The 24,547-nt window shown below is 73.9% G+C and carries 21 protein-coding genes and 2 pseudogenes; 17 read left to right on the top strand and 6 right to left on the bottom strand.

Going from position 1 to position 24,547, the window contains the following annotated elements:
- Positions 1-210: 210 nt before the first annotated feature.
- Positions 211-1,230, top strand: coding sequence for a slipin family protein (locus tag TU30_RS02915; RefSeq protein ID WP_078878073.1), 1,020 nt, complete (start codon positions 211-213; stop codon positions 1,228-1,230).
- A 90-nt stretch (positions 1,231-1,320) separates the two neighbouring features.
- Positions 1,321-2,741: pseudogene (locus tag TU30_RS02910) on the top strand (alkaline phosphatase PhoX).
- Positions 2,742-2,800: 59 nt separating this feature from the next.
- Here the strand turns inward: TU30_RS02910 and TU30_RS02905 are convergent.
- Both TU30_RS02905 and TU30_RS02900 read right to left on the bottom strand, forming a co-directional pair.
- Positions 2,801-3,289: an SRPBCC domain-containing protein gene (locus tag TU30_RS02905; protein ID WP_042164126.1), complete on the bottom strand. Its 489-nt coding sequence runs from the start codon at positions 3,287-3,289 to the stop codon at positions 2,801-2,803.
- Positions 3,286-3,711: a helix-turn-helix transcriptional regulator gene (locus tag TU30_RS02900; RefSeq protein ID WP_042164124.1), complete on the bottom strand. Its 426-nt coding sequence runs from the start codon at positions 3,709-3,711 to the stop codon at positions 3,286-3,288. The genes TU30_RS02905 and TU30_RS02900 overlap by 4 nt, the downstream gene beginning before the upstream one ends.
- Before the next feature lie 141 nt (positions 3,712-3,852).
- On the opposite strand from TU30_RS02900, the gene TU30_RS02895 reads away from it, so the two are divergent.
- The 8 genes from TU30_RS02895 to TU30_RS02860 all read left to right on the top strand — a co-directional run bounded on the left by TU30_RS02895 (position 3,853) and on the right by TU30_RS02860 (position 11,056).
- Positions 3,853-4,707 carry a polysaccharide deacetylase family protein gene (locus TU30_RS02895; RefSeq protein WP_042164122.1) on the top strand — a complete coding sequence of 285 codons (855 nt, stop codon included), beginning with the start codon at positions 3,853-3,855 and terminating at the stop codon, positions 4,705-4,707.
- 34 nt (positions 4,708-4,741) lie between these two features.
- The gene (locus TU30_RS02890; RefSeq protein ID WP_042164120.1) at positions 4,742-4,966 is read left to right on the top strand and encodes a hypothetical protein; all 225 of its coding nucleotides are present in this window, start codon (positions 4,742-4,744) and stop codon (positions 4,964-4,966) included.
- Positions 4,967-5,004: 38 nt separating this feature from the next.
- Entirely contained in the window at positions 5,005-5,745 is a 741-nt protein-coding gene (locus TU30_RS02885) for an aminoacyl-tRNA hydrolase (protein ID WP_042164118.1), read from the top strand.
- A 41-nt stretch (positions 5,746-5,786) separates the two neighbouring features.
- Entirely contained in the window at positions 5,787-6,254 is a 468-nt protein-coding gene (locus TU30_RS02880; protein WP_078878072.1) for a hypothetical protein, read from the top strand.
- 68 nt (positions 6,255-6,322) lie between these two features.
- Positions 6,323-6,865: a hypothetical protein gene (locus tag TU30_RS02875; protein ID WP_158719296.1), complete on the top strand. Its 543-nt coding sequence runs from the start codon at positions 6,323-6,325 to the stop codon at positions 6,863-6,865.
- 215 nt (positions 6,866-7,080) lie between these two features.
- Positions 7,081-8,394, top strand: coding sequence for a DUF692 domain-containing protein (locus tag TU30_RS02870; RefSeq protein WP_042164113.1), 1,314 nt, complete (start codon positions 7,081-7,083; stop codon positions 8,392-8,394).
- Positions 8,395-8,495: 101 nt separating this feature from the next.
- Complete coding sequence (locus TU30_RS02865) at positions 8,496-9,353, top strand: TIGR04222 domain-containing membrane protein (RefSeq protein WP_042164111.1); 858 nt, start codon at positions 8,496-8,498, stop codon at positions 9,351-9,353.
- 98 nt (positions 9,354-9,451) lie between these two features.
- Positions 9,452-11,056, top strand: a complete 1,605-nt coding sequence (locus TU30_RS02860) for an alpha/beta hydrolase (protein WP_042164108.1) — start codon at positions 9,452-9,454, stop codon at positions 11,054-11,056.
- Here TU30_RS02860 and hemQ read toward each other — a convergent pair whose 3' ends face one another.
- The gene (gene hemQ, locus TU30_RS02855; RefSeq protein WP_042164105.1) at positions 11,057-11,788 is read right to left on the bottom strand and encodes a hydrogen peroxide-dependent heme synthase; all 732 of its coding nucleotides are present in this window, start codon (positions 11,786-11,788) and stop codon (positions 11,057-11,059) included.
- A gap of 35 nt (positions 11,789-11,823) precedes the next feature.
- A complete protein-coding gene (gene hemG, locus TU30_RS02850) occupies positions 11,824-13,260 on the bottom strand; it encodes a protoporphyrinogen oxidase (RefSeq protein WP_042164102.1) in 1,437 nt (478 codons plus the stop codon).
- Between the two features lie 169 nt (positions 13,261-13,429).
- Here hemG and TU30_RS02845 point away from each other — a divergent pair, with 169 nt between their 5' ends.
- Positions 13,430-14,506: a DUF4349 domain-containing protein gene (locus TU30_RS02845; protein WP_042164099.1), complete on the top strand. Its 1,077-nt coding sequence runs from the start codon at positions 13,430-13,432 to the stop codon at positions 14,504-14,506.
- A gap of 22 nt (positions 14,507-14,528) precedes the next feature.
- Positions 14,529-15,998 (top strand): FAD-dependent oxidoreductase, encoded by a 1,470-nt coding sequence (locus tag TU30_RS02840; protein WP_267889322.1) that lies wholly within the window; start codon positions 14,529-14,531, stop codon positions 15,996-15,998.
- A gap of 246 nt (positions 15,999-16,244) precedes the next feature.
- Here the strand turns inward: TU30_RS02840 and TU30_RS02835 are convergent, their stop codons facing one another.
- Positions 16,245-16,634, bottom strand: a complete 390-nt coding sequence (locus TU30_RS02835; RefSeq protein WP_042164096.1) for a hypothetical protein — start codon at positions 16,632-16,634, stop codon at positions 16,245-16,247.
- 131 nt (positions 16,635-16,765) lie between these two features.
- Here TU30_RS02835 and TU30_RS38115 point away from each other — a divergent pair.
- Positions 16,766-16,840 (top strand): annotated as a pseudogene (locus tag TU30_RS38115) (rhomboid family intramembrane serine protease); the annotation flags it as partial.
- 670 nt (positions 16,841-17,510) lie between these two features.
- Positions 17,511-19,118 carry a glycosyltransferase family A protein gene (locus TU30_RS02830; protein ID WP_042164093.1) on the top strand — a complete coding sequence of 536 codons (1,608 nt, stop codon included), beginning with the start codon at positions 17,511-17,513 and terminating at the stop codon, positions 19,116-19,118.
- A gap of 214 nt (positions 19,119-19,332) precedes the next feature.
- On the opposite strand, the gene hemE is transcribed toward TU30_RS02830, so the two are convergent.
- A complete protein-coding gene (gene hemE / locus TU30_RS02825) occupies positions 19,333-20,400 on the bottom strand; it encodes a uroporphyrinogen decarboxylase (protein WP_042164090.1) in 1,068 nt (355 codons plus the stop codon).
- Between the two features lie 260 nt (positions 20,401-20,660).
- Between hemE and TU30_RS02820 the strand changes: the two genes are divergently transcribed.
- From TU30_RS02820 to TU30_RS02810, 3 genes are all read left to right on the top strand, one after another.
- Entirely contained in the window at positions 20,661-21,338 is a 678-nt protein-coding gene (locus tag TU30_RS02820; RefSeq protein ID WP_078878070.1) for a DUF3000 domain-containing protein, read from the top strand.
- Positions 21,339-21,899: 561 nt separating this feature from the next.
- A complete protein-coding gene (locus TU30_RS02815) occupies positions 21,900-22,556 on the top strand; it encodes a response regulator transcription factor (RefSeq protein ID WP_042164084.1) in 657 nt (218 codons plus the stop codon).
- A gap of 107 nt (positions 22,557-22,663) precedes the next feature.
- Positions 22,664-23,962, top strand: coding sequence for a ribonuclease D (locus tag TU30_RS02810; RefSeq protein WP_176726231.1), 1,299 nt, complete (start codon positions 22,664-22,666; stop codon positions 23,960-23,962).
- Positions 23,963-24,547 lie beyond the last annotated feature (585 nt).

Below are 24,547 nucleotides of genomic sequence, written 5' to 3'. Positions count from 1 at the left end.
TCTTTCCCGCCGGATGAGCGGGTGCCGGTGCGTGCGGCCGCAGGGCAAGGGCGTGCCGGGCCCCGCGTCTTCGGCGTGATCAGCCGGACAGCCCCTTGTGCGCCGATGGCGTCCGGTCCGGGGCCGAGGGATGGCCCCGGACCGGGTCCGAGCATATCCTTGCAGAAGTGGAGGAAAATGTACGCGGCGGACCTCTGACGGGAGGTCGTCATGGTCGAGGAGCTGCTCACCGCGGCCGCCGCCACCGGTGCCGCGGGCGTCGCCTGTCTCACCGCGGCGGCGCGGGTCGTCAAGCAGTACGAGCGGGGCGTGGTCTTCCGCCTCGGCCGGCTGCACGGTGAGGCGCGCCGGCCGGGATTCACACTGATCGTCCCCTTCGTGGACCGGCTGCACAAGGTGAACCTGCAGATCGTCACGATGCCGGTGCCCGCGCAGGAGGGCATCACCCGGGACAACGTGACCGTGCGGGTCGACGCGGTCGTCTACTTCAAGGTCGTGAACGCGCCCGCGGCACTCGTGAACGTGGAGGACTACCGGTTCGCGGTGTCCCAGATGGCGCAGACGTCGCTGCGTTCGATCATCGGCAAGAGCGATCTCGACGACCTGCTCTCCAACCGCGAGAAGCTGAACCAGGGCCTGGAACTGATGATCGACAGCCCCGCGGTCGGCTGGGGTGTGCAGATCGACCGGGTCGAGATCAAGGACGTCTCCCTGCCCGACACCATGAAGCGGTCCATGGCCCGCCAGGCGGAGGCCGACCGCGAGCGGCGGGCCCGGGTCATCAACGCCGACGCCGAACTCCAGGCGTCCAGGAAGCTCGCCGAAGCGGCCCAGCAGATGGCGGACACGCCCTCCGCACTGCAACTGCGGCTGCTCCAGACCATCGTGGCGGTCGCGGCCGAGAAGAACTCCACGCTGGTGCTGCCCTTCCCGGTGGAACTGCTGCGCTTCCTGGAGCGGGCGGCCCAGAATCCGGTGCCCCAGGAACGCGCCTTCCAGGAGCCCGGACCGCCGGCCGGCCGGCGGGGGCACGGCGACGGGGAGGGAGCGACGGAGGAGGAGAGGGACAGGGGCGAGGACGCAGGCAGGGGCCTGGCCCCGGACTTCGGGCGCCTGGCCCCGGACACCGGCCGCCAGGCCGCCCCCTCCTCCGCCCCCGACCCCACCAGTGCTCACCCCGGCCCCGGTCCCGGACAGGTGACGCGCGAGCGTCCCCGGACCGACGCGTGACACGTGCTCCGCGCGTGGTTCCCGTGACCCACGGCAGGTGATAGACACGGCGGAACCACAGTTCCTGTCCGCCAACAGGAAGGTTCCTCCATGTCAGAAACAGGCACGCCGGAAACAGGGTCCGACACCGGATTCCTGCCCTCGACACGGCGTCGGCTGCTCGCCCGTTCCGGCGCTCTGGGCATCGGCATCGCGTTCTCCGGCGCCCTCTCCGAGCTCTTCACCCCCGCTGCCGCCGCCGCGCGGCACCTCGGTCATCACGGCTACGGCCCCCTCGTCCCCGACCCCGACGGGCTGCTCGACCTGCCGAAAGGTTTCCGCTACCGGGTGCTGTCCCGCGAGGGCGACCCCCTGCGCTCCGGCGAGGGGCCGGTTCCCTCCCACCATGACGGCATGGCCGCCTTCGCGGGCGGGCACGGCCGGATCCACCTGGTCCACAACCACGAGAACCGCGCCGACGGCAGGATCCCGGTCCCGGCGGTCGAGGGCCTGACCTACGACCCCCGGGGCAAGGGCGGCTGCACGTCGCTGACCCTGGACTCCCGCGGCCGGGTGCTCTCGGAGCGGGTCGCGCTCGCCGGTACGGCCGTCAACTGCGCGGGCGGGCCGACACCCTGGGGCACCTGGCTGACCTGTGAGGAGACCGAGGACAGGGCGGGCACCAACGGCTACGCCAAGGACCACGGCTATGTCTTCGAGGTCGACGGCGCCGACCCGCACCGCACCGCACGGGCGCCGTACCGCTGACCGCGATGGGCCGCTTCCAGCACGAGGCGATCGCGGTCGACCCGGAGCGGGGCGTCGTCTACGAGACGGAGGACGCCTTCGAACGGCCTTTCGGCCTCTTCTGCCGGTTCCTGCCCGACAAGCCGCTGGGCGGCACCGGCTCGCTGCGCGCGGGCGGCCGGCTCCAGGCGATGCGGGTGCCGGGCGTGCCGGACCTGTCCTCGGCCCAGGAGACGGGCGCCCGGTTCGACGGCGTCGAGTGGGTGGACGTACCGGATCCGCCGGCCGCCGAAACGCCCATCCGTCTCCAGGACTTCGGCACCGGCGGCGTCACGCACGCACAGAAGCTGGAGGGCTGTTACTGGGGCGGTCGGTCGGTGTACTTCGTGTCGTCCTTCGCCCGCAGCGCGGAAGGATCGGCCGGCGACCACCACGGGCAGATCTGGCGCTACGACCCGGACCGGCGCCGCCTGACGCTGGTGATCGTCTTCGGGCCGGACACCGACGTGCAGCTCCCCGGCGAGTCACCGGACAACATCTGCCTCGCCCCCGGCGGCGGCCTGATGGTCTGCGAGGACGGCGGCGGCGCGCAGCACGTCTACGGCGTGACCCGGCGCGGCGAGGTGTACGCACTGGCCCGCAACCGGCAGAACAGGGGCACTTCGCAGGACCCGGACTGGGGCGAGTTCGCCGGGGTCGCCTTCTCTCCGGACGGCCGGACGATGTACGTCAACTGCTACGACCCCGGGACGACGTTCGCGGTCACGGGCCCCTGGCGGCGGTGACGGCGCGGGGCCGGCCGGGACAGTCCGCCCCGGCCGGCCCCCACGGGTCCGTACGCGGCTCAGGCAGCCGCCAGCAGGCCGTCCATCTGCCCGATCGACTCGCGCAGCCCGTCGACCATGCCCATCTCGGCCAGCTGCTCCATCTGCTCGCGGGTGTCGAAGACCGAGCGCAGTTCCATCCTGGTCCCGCCCTCGCGCTCGCTGAGCGTCATCCGTACCGCCGTGGTCGGCATCCCTGCGTCCGGCCTGCCGTCCTGGTCGGAGAAGCCGTCGGTGAACTCCAGGGACGTGGGCGGCGTCACCGTCGCGATCCGCCACCAGCCGCCGAACTTCTCACCCTCCGGGCCGGTCATGAAGTACGTGACCTCCCCGCCCGGGGTGAGGTCGTGCTCCTCCACCGTCGCCGGGTAGGCCGACGGCCCCCACCAGCGCTCCAGCTGCCGCGGGTCGGCCCACAGCTGCCACACCCTCTCGACCGGTGCGGTGAAGTCCGCGACCACGGTGAGGGTCAGCCGGTCGACATCCTTGTCCACGCTCGTGACGGTCATCGGTCCTGTCCTTCCGTCGTTTCCCTGCCGTCGCCCGAGCCCGCCGCGGTTCCGGCACCGCTCGGGGCCTCGGTCCCGGATCCGGTCCGGGCTTCGTCCACCAGCAGACCGGACATCCGGTCCACGCGCGCCCGCCAGGCCGTCTCCAGTTCGTCGAGGGCCTGCCGTGCCCCGTCCACCGCGTCGGGGTCGGTCCGTACCAGCCGCTCCCGGCCGCTGCGCTGCTTGGTGACCAGACCGGCCCGCTCCAGCACCGTGACGTGTTTCTGCACCGCGGCGAAGCTCATCGGGTACGCCTCGGCCAGACGTGACACGGACAACCCGGCCCGTACGCAACGACGGAGTATGTCGCGACGCGTCGCGTCGGCCAGGGCGTGGAACAGCCGGTCCACGCTGTCGTCGGTCAAGCCATCTACAACCATTTGGTTGTACGTTAGTCCGGTGCACCCCGCACCGCAAGCGGGGGCGGAGAACGTCCCCGGACTCGACCACCCGAGTGACACCCCACCACACCCGTCGACGAAAGAGGGCGAATCGCTCGATACACCCCATACGTTCATGCGGTGATCACACCGGTACGCCGAGCGGCAGCCTTCTGCGCCCTCACCACCGCGCTCGCCGCCCTCGCCGCCTGCGGCGCCCCCCACCCCGCGCAGCTGCCACGCGGCGCCCCCTCCGCCACCACCGCGCCCTCCCGCACGCACCCGCCCACCCTGGCCCCGGGACCGGCGGGCCTGACCCCGGTCTTCGAGAACGCCCCCCGGACCGCGGGGAAGACCGTCGCCCTCACCTTCGACGCCGACATGACCGCCGACCAGGGCCCGCGTGCGGCGGCGGGCGAGCGCTTCGACCATCCGCGGCTGATCGCCACCCTGCGCGCGCTGAGGGTGCCGTCCACCGTGTTCATGACGGGACGCTGGGCCGAGGAGTACCCGGACCAGGCCCGTTCCATCGGCCGGGACCCGCTCTTCGAGGTCGCCAACCACTCGTACAGCCACTACGCGTTCACGGACGACTGCTACGGCCTGCCGACCGTCGGCCGGGACCGGATGCGGGCGGACGTGGAGCGGGCGTACACGGCGTTCCGCGAGGTGGGGGTGGAGGACCCGATGCCGTACTTCCGCTTCCCCGGCGGCTGCTACGACCGCGAGGCGCTGAAGGCGCTCACTCCGGCCGGTGTCACCGCCGTGCAGTGGGACGTGGTCGGCGGCGACGCCTTCGCCACGGATGCCGCCGCGGTGGCCCGGCAGGTCCTGGACGGAGTGCGCCCGGGCTCCGTGGTCGTCCTGCACTGCACCCGCAGCGCGGCCCCGGCGACCGAGCGGGCGGTACGGACGATCGTCCCGGAGCTGCGCCGCCAGGGCTACCGCTTCGTCAAGGTCTCCGACCTGCTCGCGACCGCGGGCGAACGAGACTGACCCGGCCGGGAACACACCGTCCCGCGCTGGAGGCATGACCACCGACAGCAACGACTGCCGCCCGATCGACGCGGCCCGGCCCCCCAAGGCCGGCGGGTCTCCGTACGCGGAGCGCGTGCTGTGCCGGGAACCGACGGAGTACCCGGAGTCGTACAAGGGCATCACGATGTGCCCGGTGTGCATGGAGGTCCCCCCTGTTCGAGCGAAGTCGAGAACCTGGGGGAGGCAGGAGGCCCAGCGCACAGCCTGCTCCGGCTGACGGGACGGGACCGCGGCGCGGCTTGGCAGACTGGCCCTGTGAACAGTGACCAGACCCACGACGGGCCCCGTGACCGGAATCCGGCTGCCGCGAGCCCTTTCCGCTCCGGCCCGGGCTCCCGCGACGAGGCCCCCCAGTTCGCGCTGCCCCTGGTGGCACGCATCGAGCGGTCGGCACCCCCGGCCCGTACGGACGCGCTGGAGACGGCGGCCCGCGCGGTGCTGACGATGCTGGCGGACGAGCGGTCGGTGGGCGAGGGCGAGTGGGCGCAGGCGATGCGCGACTGGCAGGACGCCCGTATCCGCAAGGTGGTCCGCAGGGCCCGCGGCGCGGAGTGGCGCCGCGCGGAGTCCCTGCCCGGCATCACGGTCACCGGCAAGTCGGCGGAGGTCCGCGTCTTCCCGCCCGTGCCGCTGGACGGCTGGCCCAAGGACCTGGCCCGCCTCCAGGTCTCCGGCACCGACCTGGACGACCCGGAGCCCCCGCCCCCGGCGGACCCCGCGGCCCCGGTCCTCTGGCTGAACCCCGACCTCGGCATGTCGGCCGGCAAGGCCATGGCCCAGGCGGGCCACGCGGCCCAGCTGGCCTGGTGGGAACTGCCCGGTGAGGACCGCACCGCCTGGCGCGACGCCGGCTTCCCCCTCTCCGTCCGGCCCGCCGCCCCGTCCCACTGGACCACCCTGACCACCAGCGGACTCCCCCTGGTCCGCGACGCGGGCTTCACGGAAGTCGCCCCGGGCTCCAGCACGGTGGTGGCGGACCACCCGTCCCTCCGCTGAGACCTCCGCCCGGTGTCAGTGACGGCTGCGATGCTGGCCGCATGACCCCGTGGAACCTGCTCGACCTCGACAGCGCCCTGCGGGCCGCCTGGGCCGCCGACACCTGTTCGCCCGACGACCTGGCCGACTGGCAGCCGGACAACCCCGCCCGGGGGCACTGCGACATCACGGCCCTGATCGTCAACGACGTCTTCGGCGGCGATCTCGTGGTCGGCGAGGTGCACGCCGACGGGGCCCAGCACGGCTTCCACTGGTGGAACCGGCTGTCCAGCGGTGTGGAACTCGACCTGACCCGCGAGCAGTTCCAGCGCGGACAGACCGTCGTGGCCCCCCGTGTCGTCGTACGTCCTCCGGGCCCCCTGCCCCGCCGTTGGGGGGAGTACCTCCTGCTGCGCGAGCGCGTCACCCAGCAGCTCGGCCGGCTCCCGGAGCCGGCCGAGCGGGCCGGTGCCGGCGAACAGCCGGCCGTCGGAGGCAAAGCTGCCGTTCCCATCGCCTCGACGTCATGAGCGCCGCCACCGTCATCGCCCCGTCGGCCCCTCTCCCCCCGGGAGACTGGAGCTGCCATGATTCGGCCATGGCCGATACCACCTCGCCCGTATACCAGGCTCGCTACGGCTGGGACCTCAGGACCACGGGAGTCGTGGCCGTCTGCGCCGTCTTCACCGCGCTTCTGCTGTTCCCCGACATGCCGCTGTACGCGCGCGTTCTGGGTCTGCCGCTCTTCGGTTCGGGCGGGCTGTTCATGGCGTACGTGGCGCTCAGCGGCAAGGTCGCGTTCCGGGTGGACGGGACGGGTGTACTGCTCGGCGGGAGCCCCGCCCGGTACAGGGCCACCACCGCCCATGTGCCGTGGGTCGAGATCACCGGTGTGGTGCTCTGGCAGCAGGCCGCGGGCCACTCCTCCGTTCCCTGTGTCGGGGTCACCCGGCGGGAGGGCGCTCCGGCCCTGTCCGGTGACGGCCCGAAGGCCCGTGCCGTCCTGGAGCATCTCGTGCCGGTTCCGGCCGATGTCGCGATGGCCTCCCGGGCGGTGACCGGGTGGCGCCTCGACCGGGAACGGCTGAGGGCCGCCGTGACCCACTTCGCGCCCGGCCTCCCCGTGCACGACCACCGCTAGTACACCTGCGTCCGGGGGCGGGCCGAAACGGTGGGCCTGCCGCGCGTACTTCCCGGCACCCGCCCGGCGGCCCCTTCCCGAAGCTCAAATGTTGCTCTGAAGATGGCCGTGACGCGGTTCGGGTGCGGGCTTCGGGGCCATACCCCCGTCACGTCCGAACGGACGGACGTCCGGCGGGGGCCGACAAGGTGGCCGGTGGAGGAGGGGGAGAGCGCATGGAGCGACTGGGGACGGGGATCGGGTGGCGGCCGGAGATCGCCGGGGACGTCGAGCGGATGCCGGGGATCGACTGGGTCGAGGTGGTGGCCGAGAACGTGTGTCCCGGGCATCTCCCCGAGTCACTGCTGCGGCTGCGCGAGCGCGGGGTGACCGTCGTACCGCACGGGGTCGCGCTCGGGCTCGGCGGGGCCGAGCGGCCGGACGCGGGACGGCTGGAGGCGCTGGCCGAGCGGGCCACGGCGCTCCGGTCGCCGCTGGTCACCGAGCACATCGCGTTCGTGCGGGCGGGCGGTCCGCTCAGCGTCTCCCCTCGGCTCGAGGCCGGTCACCTGCTGCCGGTGCCGCGCACCCGGGACGCGCTCGACGTGCTGTGCGAGAACGTCCGGATCGCCCAGGACGCCCTGCCCGTACCGCTCGCCGTGGAGAACATCGCGGCGCTGTTCTCCTGGCCCGGTGAGGAGATGTCCGAGGGCCAGTTCCTGTACGACCTGGCCGACCGCACCGGCGTACGGCTGCTCATCGACGTGGCCAATCTGCACACCAACCACGTCAACCGCGGCGAGGACCCCGCGAAGGCACTCGCCGAACTGCCCCTGGAGGCCATCGCGTACGTCCATGTCGCGGGCGGCGTCGAGCGGGACGGCGTCTGGCACGACAGCCACGCCCACCCCGTGCCCCGGCCGGTACTGGACATCCTCACCGACCTCGCCTCCCGGGTCTCCCCTCCCGGTGTGCTCCTGGAACGGGACGAGGACTTCCCCGAGCCGGGTGAGCTGGAGCGTGAGCTGACCGCCGTTCGGGAGGCGGTGGAGAAGGGCGCGATCACGCGGAGCACAGCACAGGCGAAGAGCTCCGGCTCCGTGAGGGAAGCCGGTTCCTGCGAACCCGCGCGGCAGCGGGTCGCGCTCGCCCAGACGGCGGTGCTGTCCTCGCTGGTCGCCGGGACGCCCGTGCCCGAGGGGTTCGACCGGGTGCGAATGGCCGTGCAGGCACGGGCGCTCGCCGCGAAGCGGGCGGACGTAGTCGCCAAGGTCGCTCCCGAGCTACCGGTGATGCTCGGCGAGCGGTACCGGGCTGTCTTCCTCGCCCATGCCCGGAAGCGGCCGATGACCGGGGGCTACCGGCAGGACGCGCTGGACTTCGTCGAGCAGTTGCTGCTCGTCTCCGGGCAACGGGGGCGGCAGCACGGGCAGTTGCCCCTGCGGGAGTTGCGGGAGTGGTGGCTGGAACGGTCCGGGCCCGGGCCGCGGTCCCGTCGGCCCGCGGTGCGGCTGGCGCGCGCCACGCGGCGGGCGCTGCTGCGGCGTTGAGGCCGGGGCCACTCGAGCGGAACGTCACAGGCGGACAACACTCCGTCCGGATGGCGAACAGGGCATGGTGCTTTCAGGACCGTGTCGTTTACAAACAAGTCATGCTCTGGGTAATCCTGCTGCTCGTCTCCTGGGCCGTCGCCGGCGCCGCGTGCACACGGTTGTGCCTGGCCGCCGTACGCGCGGCGGCCGTCCACGACGTGGGGACGGCCGGTTGCGAGGGGCGTGATCTGACCCTGTACGAGACGGCGTTCCTGTCCGGCGGCCCGCGGCGGGTCGCCGATGTCACCCTGGTCTCCATGGCGCGTCAGCGTCGGCTGCTGCTGGCCCACACCGGCTGGGCGACCGTGGTCGATCCGCTCGGGCGGGACGACATGGAACGGTCGGTGATAGGGGCCATCGGGCCGCGGGGGCAGTCCCCCATCACGCCGGTGCGGGCCGCCGCGGCGATGGCGGACGCGGTGCGCGGCCTCGCCGACCGGCTGGAGCGGGCCGGGCTGGCCGTGCCCGACGGCGCGGCCACGACGATCGCCGACGGCATACGACAGGTACGGCTCGCCGCGTCGGCCGTGACCGGACTGGCCGCCGCCGCGCTGCTGTTGCCGGGCGCGTCGTACCTGCCGCGCCTTCTGGTCGCCCTGTGGTTCGCGCTGCCGCTGACGCTGACCCTGAGCTGCCTGGTCATCGCGCGGATCGAGATCCCTCCGTACGCGCACTGGGCCTCCCCGGCCGGCCGGCGACTGCTGGGGGCCCTGCCCCCGGCCGGAGCGCGCACCGCCGACGACGACCGTACGTATCTCACGTCGGTCGCCGTGCACGGCGACCGCGCGGTGGGCGAACCGGATCTGCGTGCGGCCTTCGCGCACCGCGAGCACCACCTGGAGCACGGTCAGGGCGACGTCTCCGGCCGTCACCGCACGAAGGACGACCCCGGTTCCGGGGGCGCACGGGAGCACTGACGGCGACACCCGCCGACGGTGCTTGCCCCGCCCCGCCACTGGACGAAGCATCCCTGGTGTCGACCGCCGTCCAATCGGCGTGCACCGAAGGGAACGCGATGAGAACTGCCGTCGTCCACGCGGCCGCCGGGTCCTTGCTGCTCACCACTCTGGCCGTCGCGCCGGCCGGTGGCGCCACCGCCGCCCCGGGCGCGGCCGAGCTGCGCGGCACCGCGGTGGCCGCCGCGCGCGCCGCGGCCGGGGGCATCGCGTTCGGCCCGTGTCCCGACGCGCGGGACCTGCCGGGCACCGTCAAGTGCGGCACGGTCGCCGTCCCGCTCGACTACGCCCGCCCGGACGGCAAGCAGATCGAACTCACCGTCAGCCGCGTCCGCGCCACGCAGCAGGACGGCGGGCGCGCCGTGCCCCGGCAGGGCGCGCTGGTGCACAACCCGGGCGGGCCGGGCTCCGACGGGACGTACTTCCCGCTCATCGGCCTGCTCCCGGAATGGAAGCGCATCGCGGCGGCGTACGACCTGGTGGGCTACGCCCCACGCGGGGTGGGCCGCTCCGCGCCGCTGTCCTGCCAGGACCCGAAGACGTTCGCCCAGGGCCCCACGCAGGCGCCGACGCACCCCTCTCCGGCGTACAAGCGGGAGCGTGTCGCGCGGGCGAAGGCGTACGCGCGCGGCTGCGCGGAGCGGGCCGGCGACTCGCTGCGGCACTACCACTCCCTGAACAACGCCCGTGACCTGGACGTGCTGCGCGCCGCGCTCGGGGAGCCGCGGCTGACCTTCATGGGAGCGTCGTACGGGACGTACTTCGGGGCGCTGTACGCCACGATGTTCCCGGCGCACGTGAGGCGGATGGTGTTCGACTCGGCGGTGAACCCGGACCCGGCGCAGGTCTGGTACCGCAACAACCTCGACCAGTCCGCGGCGTTCGAGGACCGCTGGGCGGACTTCCGGACGTGGGTCGCCCGGCACGACGACGTGTACGGGCTGGGCGACACACCGCGCGAGGTGCAGCGCAGCTACGAGGCGGTGAAGGCGCGGCTGGCGAAGGAACCGGCGGGCGGGACGGTGGGGCCGGGCCAGTTGCAGGGGGCGTTCCTGCAGGCCGGGTACTACGACGACCACTGGCCGCATCGCGCGCACGCCCTGTCGGCCTATCTGAGGGGCGATCCCGGGCCGCTGGTCGAACAGGCGCAGGCGCATCCGGAGGCGGCCGTGGAGACGGAGAACGCGCGCGCGGTGTATGTCGCCGTGGAGTGCAACGACGCGCCCTGGCCGACGGACTGGGCGGTGTGGGACCGGGACAACACCCGGCTCGCCCGCCGGGCCCCGTTCGAGACCTGGGACAACGTGTGGGCGAATCTGCCCTGCGCGTTCTGGCCGGCGCCCCGGCAGCAGCCGCTGGACGTACGCGCCGGCACGGGCGCGCTGCCGCCGACGCTGGTCCTGGCGGCCGAGCGGGACGCGGCCACCCCGTACGAGGGGGCCCTGGAGCTGCACCGGCGGCTCACGGGTTCGGCGCTGGTGACCGAGCGGGACACCGGTACGCACGGCATCGCGGGCGGGCCCAACGCCTGCGTGAACGGCCACCTGGAGGAGTACCTGCTCACCGGCCGGGTCCCGGGGCGGCGCGCGTCCTGCGCACCGCGCCCGGAACCGGCACCACGGGCGGAGCCGGAGCGGCGTGCGGAGCCCCGGCCCGCGGCCTGATCAGGCGAGGCCCGCGACGAGTTCCGCGATGTCCTTGCGGCGGCCCGTGTAGAACGGAACCTCCTCACGGACGTGCATCCGGGCCTCGGAGCCGCGCAGGTGCCGCATGAGGTCGACGATGCGGTACAGCTCGTCGGCCTCGAAGGCGAGGAGCCACTCGTAGTCGCCGAGGGAGAACGAGGGGACCGTGTTGGCGCGCACGTCGGGGAAGCCGCGGGCCATCTTGCCGTGGTCGGCGAGCATGCGGCGGCGGTCCTCGTCGGGCAGCAGGTACCAGTCGTAGGAGCGCACGAAGGGGTACACGCTCACGTAGGCGCGGGGCTCCTCGTCGGCGAGGAACGCCGGGATGTGCGAGCGGTTGAACTCGGCGGGCCGGTGCAGCGCCATGTTCGACCACACCGGCTCGAGGGCGCGGCCCAGCCTGGTGCGGCGGAAGAGGTTGTACGCCTCCTGGAGCTGGTCGCTGCTCTCGGCGTGCCACCAGATCATCAGGTCGGCGTCGGCGCGCAGACCGGACACGTCGTAGGTGCCGCGGACCGTGACGTCCTTGGCGGCGAGCTGGTCGAACAGCTCCTGGACCTCGTCGGCGTACCCGGCGCGGTCCTCGGGCAGCACGTCCTTCAGCTTGAAGACGGACCACAGGGTGTAGCGGATGACCTCGTTCAGGTCCTTGGCCAGCTTGCCCTTGTTCGGGATCCGGTCGGGTGCGGGGGTGGTGGCGTCGTCGCTCATGTCCCTTATTCTCCTGCTCCTCCGTGGAGGGTTTTTCACCGGGTGGCGGTGACGTCCCGCACGTCGTGCGGGGCCTCACCGTGGATCTGGTCGGCGGCCTCGTACGCGCTCGCGATGCACGCGGGGATGCCGACGCCGTCGTAGGCCGCGCCGCACACGGTCAGCCCCGGGAGGGCGGCGAGGTGCTCGCGGACGCGGGCCACGCGCGCGTGGTGACCGACGGGGTACTGGGGCAGGCCGTCCTGCCAGCGGGTGACCCGGGTGGCGACCGGGGTGGCGTCCAGGCCGGTCGCGGCCAGCAGGTCGTGCCGGGAGACCTCCACGAGGCCGGCGTCGTCACGGCCCAGGATCTCCGTCTCGCCGTGCCGGCCGACGGAGGTGCGCAGGACCATGAGGTCCGGGTTCTCCTGGTCGATCCAGCCCCATTTGCGCGAGGCGAAGGTGGACGCCTTGATGGTGCGGCCGTCGACCGGCGGCACCAGGAATCCGCTGCCCGCGGGCAGGTCGGTCTCCGCGCGGCGGTAGGCGAGCGTGACCAGCGCCATGGAGGCGTACTCGACGCCGGCCAGCTCGGCGGCGGCGCCGGGCGCCTCGGCGCGCAGCAGCCGGGCGGCGGCCGGGGCGGGGACGGCGACGACGACGGCGTCGGCACGCAGCTCCCGTTCCCCGGTGACGACCCGCCAGCCGCCGGCCGGCTCCCGGCGCAGTTCGGTGACCGGGGTGCCGGTACGGATCTCCCCGCCGCGGGCCCGTACCGACGCGGCGACGGCGGGCGGGAGGGTGCCCACGCCGCCCTCGATGCCCATGAACACCGGTCCGGTCTGCCGGTCGGCGGTGGCGGCGGCCTTGGCCTGGATGTCGCGGACGCCCTCGGTCAGGGAGGTGTGCGTCCGCGCGGCCCAAAACAGCTGGGGGACGGCGGAACGCATCGAGATCCGGTACGCGTCACCCGCGTACACCCCGCCCAGCAGCGGCTCGACCAGCCGGTCGACGACCTCGCGGCCGAGGCGGGCGGCCACGTACTCGCCCACGGCGACGTCGTCGCCGACCTCGGTGCGGGGCAGCTCGGCGTCCTGGCCGATCCGGGCGAGGCCCTCGTCGGAGAGCACGCCGGCCAGGGCGTCGGCGGAGGAGGGGACGCCCATGACGTGCCCCTTGGGCATGGGGCGCAGGGCACCGCGGGTCCACAGCGACGCGGTCGCGGTGGCCGGCGGCTGGAGCCGGTCGGAAAGGCCCACCTCGCGGGCGAGGGTCACCGCCTCCGGGCGGCGGGCCAGCATCGACTCGGCGCCGAGGTCCACGCGCGCGCCCGCGATCTCGCCGGGCAGCAGCTTGCCGCCGACCCGTTCCGAGGCCTCCAGCACGGTCACCCGTGCCCCGCGCCCGAGCAGCCGGTGCGCGGCGGCCAGTCCGGCGATGCCGGCTCCCACGACGACGACCCGCTGCTCCGCACCCGTGTGTGATCCGCTCATGGCTCCACCCTCTCAGACGCCACCGGAGGTCCCACCAGGGCCGTCCGGCCCTCCGTCGTTCGGCCCCGAGTCCCCGCCGTGACCGCTTCGGGACCGTTTCGCGCCGTCGTTCCGCCGCCCTGCGGCGTCGTAGGAACGTCATCGGTCACGAACCCCGGGGGGAACCCGCATGCGCACACGACGATCCGCACGGCCGGCACACGCCGTGCCGGGCCTGCTGCTGGCAGCCGCCCTCGCCCTGGCCGGATGCAGCGGCGCGGGCTCGAGCAGCGACTCCAGTGCCTCCGACGACAAGGCCGCCGTCGCGCCGGCCGACGCCCAGGGGGGCGCCGAGGAGGGGGCGAAGGGAGGGGCGGCGCGGGACGGGGCCGCCGGCAGCTCGGCGGACGGCTCGCGGGCGACGGCGCCGCCCGTGGACAGGAACACCGCCACGAGCCACGTCATCCGCACCGCCGAGCTGACCGTGCGGGTGCAGGACGCGCCGACGGCGCTGGCCGACGCGCGCACCACCACCGAGAACGCGGGCGGCTACGTCGGCGACGAGAACACCCGGCAGGACACGGAGGGCCACGAGCTCACGCGTGTGGTGCTGCGCGTCCCCGCCGAGAAGTACGACGAGGTCCTCGCGGACCTCGAGGGCTCCGGCGAACTCGTCGAACGCAGCGCGAAGGCGGAGGACGTCACCGACCAGGTCGTCGACGTCGAGAGCCGGATCAGGACGCAGCGCGCCAGCGCGGCCCGGATCCGCGAGCTGATGGACCGGGCCACCCGGCTCAGCGACGTGGTCACCCTGGAGGGCGAACTCAGCACCCGCCAGGCCGACCTGGAGGCCCTGCTCGCCCGGCAGGCGTCCCTGGAGGACCGCGCGAGCCTGGCCACCATCACCCTGACCCTGTCCGAGACGCGGGTGGAGCAGAACGCACAGGACGACGACCCCGGGTTCCTGGACGCGCTCGCCGGCGGCTGGGACGCGTTCATGACCATGCTGCGCTGGCTCGCGGTGGCGATCGGCGCGGCGCTGCCGTTCGCGGTGGTGGCGGCCCTGCTCGCGCTGCTGTGGCGGAGGGCCGTACGCCCCGGGCTGCGCCGCCGTACACGGCCGGCCCCCGCCTCCCCGCCCGTTCCCGCGTCCCGGCCCGCGTCCCGGCCCTCGTCCGCGGGCACGACGGCCCGGACCCCGGAGGAGGTCCCCGGGGAGGCCCCGGAGGAGGCCCCGGAGGAGGCCCCTGAGCCCGGTACGAAGTGACCGGCCCCCGTAGCGTGGCCGTATGACCACGACTACGAGCACGGGCACGAACACGGGTACGGGTACGGGCGACGGCGCGGTCCCGGCCGCGGAGGGACCGGAACGCCTGGTGGTGATCGGCGGCGACGCCGCGGGAATGTCCGCGGCGTCGCAGGCGCGCCGGCTGAAGGGACCCGACGAGCTGGAGATCGTGGCCTTCGAGCGCGGGCGCTTCACGTCCTTCTCCGCCTGCGGCATCCCCTACTGGGTGGCCGGCGACGTCGCCGGACGCGACGAGCTGGTCGCCCGCACGCCCGAGGAGCACCGCGCGCGCCACATCGACCTGCGGATGGGCACCGAGGTCACGGAGATCGACCCCGGCCGCAACCGGGTGCGCGCGCGGGACCTCGGTTCCGGCACCGAGTCCTGGACGTCGTACGACAAGCTCGTGATCGCGACCGGCGCACGGCCGATCCGCCCGGAGCTGCCCGGCATGGACGCCCCCGGTGTGCACGGGGTGCAGACCCTGGACGACGGCCAGGCCCTGATCGACGCGCTGGAGCGCACGGCCGGCCGCCGCGCGGTGGTCGTCGGCGCGGGGTACATCGGCGTGGAGATGGCCGAGGCGCTGATCAACCGCGGCTATGAGGTGACCGTCGTCGACCGCGGCCGGGAGCCCATGGCGACCCTCGACCCCGACATGGGGCGCCTGGTGCACGAGGCGATGGAGGGGCTGGGCATCACCATGGTGAACGACGCCGAGGTCACCGGGCTGCTCACCGGGGACGACGGCAGGGTGCGGGCCGTGGCGACCGCGGACGCCGAGTACCCGGCGGACGTGGTGGTGCTCGGCATCGGGGTGCGGCCGGAGACGGGTCTGGCGCGGGCGGCGGGGATGCCCCTGGGCCGGCACGGCGGGCTGCTCACCGACCGGTCGATGCGGGTCCGCGGGTACCGGAACGTCTGGGCCGGCGGCGACTGCGTGGAGGTGCTCGACCTGGTCTCCGGGCAGGAGCGGCACATCGCGCTCGGCACGCACGCCAACAAGCACGGCCAGATCATCGGCTCGAACGTCGGCGGCGACTACGCCACCTTCCCGGGCGTGGTCGCCACCGCGGTCAGCAAGGTCTGCGACCTGGAGATCGCGCGCACCGGGCTGCGGGAGAAGGACGCCCACCGCGCGGGGCTGCGGTTCGAGACGGTCACCATCGAGTCGACCAGCCGTGCGGGCTACTACCCGAACGCCTCCCCCATGACGGTGAAGATGCTCGCCGAGCTGCGCACGGGCCGCCTGCTCGGGGTCCAGATCGTCGGCCGGGAGGGCGCGGGCAAGCGCGTCGACATCGCGGCGGTCGCCCTCACCGCCGGGATGACGGTGGAGCAGATGACCATGCTGGACCTGGGGTACGCCCCGCCGTTCTCCCCCGTCTGGGACCCGGTCCTGGTGGCGGCCCGCAAGGCCACCGCGAAGATCCGCGCCACGGCGGGACGGCCGTCGCCGCGCACACCCTGACCGCCGTCCTGCCGCGCGCTCCCGCCCGGGGCCGGTGGCGGAAGTGGCGTCGCGCGGCAGGCGCCGCTTTCGCCCCAGGCCCCGAGGGGTCCTTTCCCCACGGGCGTCCGGTCGGGTCGCGCGGTCCGGTGCCGCGCGCCGCAAGGCGCCGGAGAGCCCTCGCAGCGGAGCCACCAGGGCTTTTCGACAACGCGGCGAGGCGCGGTGCCGGGCCGCGCGACCCGGGCGGGCACGGGGAAAGGCCCCCTAAGCGGTCCCGTTGATCCGTTCGATCGCCTGACGCGCCTGCTCCGCCGGAGGCCGCGCAGGGTCCGCCGCGGGCCGGGACGACAGGGCCGACACGGAGGCGCCGGCGCCGCCGGTACCGGTGAGGCCGGCCGTACCGGTGGCCCCCGCGCTCACGGCGGCCGGCGGCTGCTCCCCCGCCGGCTTCGCGTGCGCGGCGGTGGCCCGCGCCGAGCGCAGACGGTGGCCCACCGCCTCGTCCAGCGTCACCGGCCGCTGCATCCGGGAGGCGAGCCGCCCCGCCTCCTGGCCGAGCCGGGCGATGTCCTCCCAGGAGAGGCGCACCACGAGCGTGAGTTCCGCCTCCCCGTCGGGCAGCGCCTGCATCGCAGCGTTCACTCGGTCGTTCATGGTCCGTTCCTCACGTCGGCCCCACGGCCCCTTCCCCGCGCCGCAGGCAGTTGGGAAGGGATACGCAGCACCGGACGGCGGTGTTCAGCGGGCGGCGGGTCCACCGGCGGCCGCTCGGGCAGGCGGCGGACGTGGTCGTCCCCGTTCATGACGTGAATCCGGCACGGCGCACCCCGTGGGCCACCTACGCCCCGATCGCCGCGAACTTCGTCACCGGAACACCCCCGCGTCGGCGGGGGTGTTCCGTCCGACCAGGACCCCGCCGAGTGGCTGCCCCCGTCCGCCCCGCCGACGCGGGGGTGTTCCGAAACGCGGCAGCGTGTGGGGAGGCCGGGCCAAGAGGGTGTCCACGTGGTGTGAGGTGGAGGCGGCATGATGCCGTGCCATGAGTGTCGGTTTGTCGCAGCGGTTGGTTCCTGACGAGCTCCGGTCGCTCTTCGCGCCGTTACCGCCTTCGTTTGCTTCCCGTCCGCTGGGTGGAGGCACGGTCCCCCGGACGAGGTTCAACCGACGCTCCCCCGCAGACCATCCGTGCGGCGAAGGCGTTCGCCGAGGACGTCGTCGGCGGAGTGTTCCCCCAGGAGGAGCGCTCCGTCCACTGAGCCAGTGCGGTACGACGGGACGGCCCCGCCGGTCTTCCCCGCCGGCGGGGCCGTCCCGTGCCACCACCCGGTGCGGTGCGGTACACCATTCGGGTGCATGTGCCGCTCGTTCGCGGTGCGGCTCCGTCTCCGGTGTTACGTTCCTCGCCCGTGGGCTCGGGTGATTCTCACCCGTGGCCGTCCCGGCAACGGACGGCGGTGCCAAAACCGGCTTTCCGCCGCCGTCGGACACCGGGACCACCACGCCCCCCAGTCGGACACGAGGGTGGATCCCGTGCTCAAAGTCAGCGTCGTCGTCCCCGTCCACAACGCGGGCTCCTACATCGACACGTGCGCGCGGAGCCTGCTCGGGCAGAGCATCGGCCGCGACGCCTACGAGGTCGTGTACGTCGACGACGGCTCGACCGACGACTCGGCCGAACGCCTGGACCGGCTCGCGGCCCTGCACCCCCACGTGCGGGTGCACCGCCAGGAGAACTCCGGCTGGCCGGGGAAGCCGAGAAACGTCGGGGTGCGGCTGAGCCGGGGCGAGTACGTCCAGTTCGTCGACCAGGACGACGAACTGGGCCACGAGGCGCTGGAACGGCTCTACGACCTGGGCAGGCGCAACGGATCGGACATCGTTCTCGGCAAACCGGCGGGCACCATGGCAGGGCCCAGCAATGTCTTCGCCCGCACGGTCGACCGCTGCACCGTGGGCGACCACCCGCTGTTCGAGAGCCTGACGCCCCACAAGATGTTCCACCGCGCTTTCCTCCTGGACAACGGCATCAGGTTCCCGGAGGGCCGGTGCCGGCTCGAGGACCAGGTGTTCATGGCGCACGCGTACGCGGTGGCGCGGTGCGTCTCGGTCCTGGGCGACTACCCCTGCTACTACTGGATGCGCCGGGAGGACGGCGGGAACACCAGCAGCAGGCAGCTCGTCGTCGACGAGTACTTCGGCTGGCTGCGCACGGTCGTGCGGACCGTCAAGGCGCACACCCCGCCCGGTCCGGTGCAGGACGCGATGCTCCGCCGGACCTACCGGGTGGAGATCCTCCGCCACATGAGCGAGCCCTACGTGCTGAGCGGCCACGGTCAGGTCCGGGAGCGGTTCGAGGCGGTACGGCGGCTGGTGCTCGAGGAGTTCCCGCCGTCCGTCCGGGAAGGGTTTCCGGCGGTGACGCGGCTGCGGGCCCGTCTGCTGGAGGAGGGCCGCCTCGACGCCCTGTCGCTGCTGGCCCGCCGCATCCGCCAGGTGAGGCCCCTCGCGGAACTCGGCCGGCCCCGCTGGCACGACGGCGCGCTCACCGCCCCGGTGCGGATGCACCTGGCCCACCAGGACGGCAGGGCGGTGACCCTCCTGGAGCACGGGGGGCGCCTGGTGCTCGATCCGGCGCTGACCGAGGGGATCGCCGGAGCCGGGGAGTGGGCGGTCGGCGATCACCTGACCGCCGCCTACGGGGAGATCCGGCTCTCCCACCGCAGACAGCACGTCGGCTGGTTCCCCACGTCGGATCTCGCCGTGCGGCTCGAGAACGGCAGGGGCGGCCGGCGGCGGCCCGTGGTGTCCGGGACGATGCGGATCGACCCGCTCACCGCGGCCGGCGGCGGTCCCCTGGACCGTGGCGTCCACGACGTGTCCGCGTACTTCCAGGTCCTCGGTGTCGGCCGCAGCGTCGCGCTGCGGGGGGACATGAGAAGCCGGCCCCTGGGCGGGCAGGCCGTGTGGCTCGGGACGCCCTCGCGCGCGGTCATCCCGTACTGGACCGCCGGCCGCCAGCTGGCGCTCGACGTCGGCGAGTTCTACCACCGTCTGGACGCGGTTCCGCGACGGGCGGGGCTGCGGGAGCTGATCCGCGTCCCGGCACACGTGCGGGGACGGTCACGCACACGCTCGTAGCGTTCGTCGACGGGCACAGGGGCCGCTCGGAACTCGCCTTCCCTGCGGTGCTTCAGCTTCGCCAACCGGTGCGTGCCGGAGTGCGCCTGCTCGGTCGCCCGGCCGCTGCGCCCCGGTGCCCCCGCTCCCGGAGCCGCGCGGCCCGCTGTTCGGCAGGCGGGCACGGCCCCGCGTCCCCGTGGTGAACGGCCCGCGCGGTGAACGGGCCGCGCGGTCAGCGGGCGGTGACGGTGTGGACGTGGTCGACGAGGCGGGTCAGAGCGTCCGGGTCGGTGGTCGGCATGACCCCGTGGCCGAGGTTGAAGACGTGGCCCTCGAGGCCCTCGGCCGCGGCCAGCACCTCGCGGGTCTTCGCCTCCACCGCCTCCGTGCCGGCGAACAGCACGGTCGGGTCGAGGTTGCCCTGGAGCGTCTTGCCGGGGCCGACGCGGCGGGCGGCCTCGTCCAGCGGGACGCGCCAGTCGACGCCGACGACATCCGCGCCGGCCTCGCCCATCAGGCCGAGGAGTTCGCCGGTGCCGACACCGAAGTGGATGCGGGGGACGCCGTGGCCGGACACCGCGTCGAGGACCTTGGCCGAGGCGGGCAGCACCGAGCGCCGGTAGTCGGCCGGGGCGAGCGCGCCGGCCCAGGAGTCGAACAGCTGGACCGCGGAGGCTCCGGCCTCGATCTGCACGGTGAGGAAGGCGGCGGTGATGTCCGCGAGGCGGTCGAGGAGGTCGGCCCAGAGTTCCGGGTCGCCGTACATCATCGCCTTGGCGTTCTCGTAGGTGCGGGACGGGCCGCCCTCGACGAGGTAGCTGGCGAGGGTGAACGGGGCGCCCGCGAAGCCGATCAGCGGGGTGGCGCCGAGCTCGGCGGTCAGCAGGCCGATCGCCTCGGTGACGTAGGAGACGTCCTCCGGGGTGAGGTCGCGCAGCCGGGCCAGGTCGGCGCGGGTGCGGAAGGGCTCCTCGACGACGGGGCCGATGCCGGGCTTGATGTCGAGGTCGACGCCGATCGCCTTGAGCGGGACGACGATGTCACTGAAGTAGATCGCCGCGTCGACGTGGTGGCGGCGCACCGGCTGGAGCGTGATCTCGGCGACGAGGTCGGGGCGCATGCAGGAGTCGAGCATCGCGATGCCCTCGCGCACCTTGCGGTACTCCGGCAGTGAGCGGCCCGCCTGCCGCATGAACCACACCGGAGTGTGCGGCACCGGCTCACGCCGGCACGCCTTGAGGAAGGCACTGTCGTACGTCTGGGTCGGCTGCTTGCCCCGCGGGCTGACATTGGCGCTCACCCGGCCAGTCTCCCACGGCCCGCCGGCACTCCCGCACCGCAGGCCGCCCGAGCGCCGCGCCCCGCGCCGGGCCGTTTCCCGCGGCTCACGCCAGGCCGTGTCCCGCGTCCTGCTCCACCCCCGCGCCACGCCGTGTCCCACCCCCGCGCCACGCCGGGCACCGCGTTCGCGCCACGCCCGTACGACACGATCCGGACACCGTTGCCCGCCACGGGTGTCCCTCCCCGCGCCGGAGCCCGCTTCCGCTTAACCTTCCCCGCATGGCTGCGGCTCAGGGACGACTGTCGGACGGCACGGGCGGAATGGACGAAGCGAAGGACACCGATGCGGATCTCGGGCTCGGGGGAACGGCGCCCCCGTTGCCCTTCCGGACCGCCGTCGACGCGTTGCGGGGCGCGCGGCTGCGCCCGCAGATCGAAGTGGAGACCACCCCGGCGCCCAAACGGCTCGCCCCGTACGCGTACGCGCTGGAGGCGGCGGTCGTGGACGGCGAGGAGGACGTGGCCGACGGCCGGCTGGTGCTGCTGCACGAGCCGGCCGGGCACGACGCCTGGCGGGGCACCTTCCGCCTGGTGACGCTGGTGCGCGCGGAGCTGGAGCCGGAGATGGCGGCGGATCCGCTGCTTCCGGAGGTGTGCTGGTCCTGGCTGACCGGCGCGCTCGCGGCGCGCGGTCTGACGTACGACGAGCCGAGCGGCACGGTCACGCGGGCGAGTTCGCACTACTTCGGCGGGCTGTCCGAGCGCCCCGCCGCCTCGCAGATCGAGATCCGTGCCTCGTGGACACCGCGGGAGGGCCAGGGCGGGGTGCCGGACACGGCCACGCATCTGGTGGCGTGGTGCGATCTGCTGGCGCAGGTCGCCGGGCTGCCGCCGGCCGCTCCGGGGGACGCGTCGGTGGTGACGCTGCCTCAGCGGCGGGGCCCGCAGTCGCGCTGAGCCCACCGCGCCACCGGGTCCCCCGCGGACGCTGATCCCGCAGCCCGTACCCGCGGCCCCTGCGACGTGCCGTGCCGAGCCCCGCGTGGGGCTCCCGGCGATTCTGGAGACCGGTCTTCGGACCGGTCTCCTCGTCGTTCCCGGGCGGGTCACCGAAACGGCCCCGGGCAGGCCGTCGGACCGGCCACCGGGCAGGAGACCGGCCCGGCCACCGGCCCGGCCACCGGCCCGGCCACCGGACCGGTCGCCGGGCCGGTCTCCTTGTCGACTCACCCACCTCCGTTCCGCCGATCTCCTCGGCAATCCCTTTGGCGACCTTTTTGGGGATCTCTTTGTCGATACGGCCACTTTCGGAAGGGTTGCGACGTGGACCGAAACCGTTCGGTCTTCGAATGATCGACCGCGTGTCCGAATTGCACGGATTGTTACTCACTGGATCGTGATCATTCTCTAAAGGAGACCGGGTTTGCTGCCGAAGACGACTGTGACCTTGAAAGCACGGTTGAGCCCGGCCTCACCCCCACGAGCCGGCCCCGTCCCGCCGCCACCCCAGGAGGCCTGGTGTCCGTTCTCCTCGAGCAGCCCGCAAGCCTGGTCGCCTACCGCCCGAACAAGCCGACCGCCATGGTGGTCGTGGCCGACCCCCGCGTCCGTTCCACCGTCACCCGCCATCTGTGGGCGCTCGGTGTGCGCGACGTGATCGAGGCCTCGTCCGTCGCGGAGGCTCGTCCCCGCATCGGCAACCCCCGCGACATCTGCGTCGCCGACGTCCACCTGCCGGACGGTTCCGGCCTCACCCTCCTCTCGGAGACCCGGGCCGCGGGCTGGCCCAACGGCCTCGCCCTGTCCGCCGCCGACGACATCGGCGCCGTGCGCAACGCCCTCGCCGGCGGTGTGAAGGGCTACGTCGTCACCGGCACCCGCACCAATCTCGGACTCCCCTCCCGCCCCGGCGCCGCCCCCATCGGCGGAGCCCGCCTGCACCGCCGCCCCCCGGGCGCCCCGAGCCACCCGGGCGGCTACCGCGAACTGTCCGGCCGTGAGGTGGAGGTGCTGCGGCTGGTGGCGGAGGGGCAGTCGAACAAGGCCATCGGCGTCTCGATGGGCCTGTCCGCGCTGACCGTCAAGAGCCACCTCGCCCGCATCGCCCGCAAGCTCGGCACGGGCGACCGCGCCGGGATGGTCGCGGTGGCCCTGCGCACCGGCATCATCCACTGACCCTCCCGACCGGGCACGCACCGGACTGACTTGTTTACGACCCCCTGGGGTCCGCCGCCGGAACGTTCCGTCGGCGGACCCCTTCGTGGCACGGATACTCTTGACAGGTGACCGACGCCCACGACACCGCAGCAGACAGCGCCCTGCGAACCACCGGAGGCGCCCCTCCGGACGACGACGGATCTTCTGCTACGGAGGCGCCGATCCCCTTGCTCGAACCGCGCGAGGGCATTCCGCCCGTGATCACGGACGACGCCGCCCTCGCCGAAGTGGTCGCCGCCTTCGCCGCGGGCACCGGCCCTGTCGCCGTCGACGCCGAGCGTGCCTCCGGCTACCGCTACGGCCAGCGCGCCTACCTCGTCCAGCTGCGCCGCCAGGGCGCCGGGTCCGCGCTGATCGACCCCGTCGCCTGCCCCGACCTGTCGGGCCTGGGCGAGGCGCTGTCCGGCGTCGAGTGGGTGCTGCACGCCGCCACGCAGGACCTGCCCTGCCTGCGCGAGATAGGGATGCTGCCCACCCGTCTCTTCGACACCGAGCTGGCCGGCCGCCTCGCCGGTTTCCCCCGCGTCGGACTCGGCGCCATGGTCGAGAACGTGCTCGGCTTCGTCCTGGAGAAGGGCCACTCCGCCGTCGACTGGTCCACCCGCCCGCTGCCCGAGCCCTGGCTGCGCTACGCCGCCCTCGACGTCGAGCTCCTGGTCGACCTGCGGGACGCGCTGGAGAAGGAGCTGGACCGGCAGGGCAAACTGGAGTGGGCGTGGCAGGAGTTCGACGCGATCGCGTCCGCGCCGCCGCCGGAACCCCGCAAGGATCCCTGGCGGCGCACCTCCGGCATGCACAAGGTGCGCAGACGCCGGCAGATGGCCGTCGTGCGGGAGCTGTGGCAGACCCGGGACCGGATCGCCCAGCGCCGGGACGTCTCGCCGGGGAAGGTCCTCTCGGACGCGGCCATCGTCGAAGCCGCGCTCGCCGTGCCGGCCACCGTGCACGCCCTGGCCGCGCTGAACGGGTTCGGGTCGCGCGTGGGGCGGCGTCAGCTGGAGCAGTGGCAGGCGGCCGTGGACCGGGCGCGGGCGCTGAGCGAGGCGCAGCTGCCGCAGCCCGGCCAGCCGGTGACCGGTCCCCCGCCGCCGCGCGCCTGGGCGGACAAGGACCCGGTGGCCGCGGCCCGGCTGTCCGCGGCCCGCGCGGGGGTGAGCGCGCTCGCCGAGCGGCTGAACATGCCGCAGGAGAACCTGATCACTCCGGACACCGTGCGGAGGGTGTGCTGGGAGCCGCCGCAGCCCGCCGGCCCGGAGTCCGTCGCGGCCGCGCTGGCGGGGTACGGGGCGCGGCAGTGGCAGGTCGAGCAGGTGACGCCGGTACTCGTCGCCGCACTTGACTCCGGCGGTTCGACAGAGACCTGAGCGCCGTCGCCGGTACGGGCCCGGGACTCGGAGCAGGTGCGGGGCGCGGAGCGGATGCGGAGCGCGATGCGGATGCGGGGCGCGGCAGTGGCAGTGGCAGGTGACGCCGGTACTCGTCGCCGCACTTGACTCCGGCGGTTCGACAGAGACCTGAGCGCCGTCGCCGGTACGGGCCCGGGACTCGGAGCAGGTGCGGGGCGCGATGCGGGGCGCGGAGCAGGTGCGGGGCGCGGAGCAGGTGCGGGTGGACTGCGGCCGGTCGTGCCCACGCGGCGGAGCCGCAGGCCGACACGGCCCCGTGCCCCTTGGGCGCGCCCCTCGTGCGGCCGCCCGCGGCGGAGCCGCACGTCGATACGGCTCCGTTCCCGTGAGAGGCGCCCCCGGCCCGGCCTCCGGCCACAGACCACCCCTGGTTCGCCGCTCCCTCATGAGGCCCTTGAAACGGAACAGGGGCGTCGAGATCACGCCAAGATCCCTGAGGGCTGTGAAGCGTGCGCCCCGGCCACGGCCCTCGCCCGGCGTGCTGCGACGGACTCCGCCGACGGTGTGACCTTCACCGCTCGGACCCGCAGGACTGGGCAGCTA

This window comes from Streptomyces sp. NBRC 110035, from assembly GCF_000829695.1.
GTDB lineage: Bacteria > Actinomycetota > Actinomycetes > Streptomycetales > Streptomycetaceae > Streptomyces.
The sequence above is the reverse complement of the archived record's forward strand: the minus strand, read 5'-3'. Positions and strand labels throughout refer to the sequence as shown.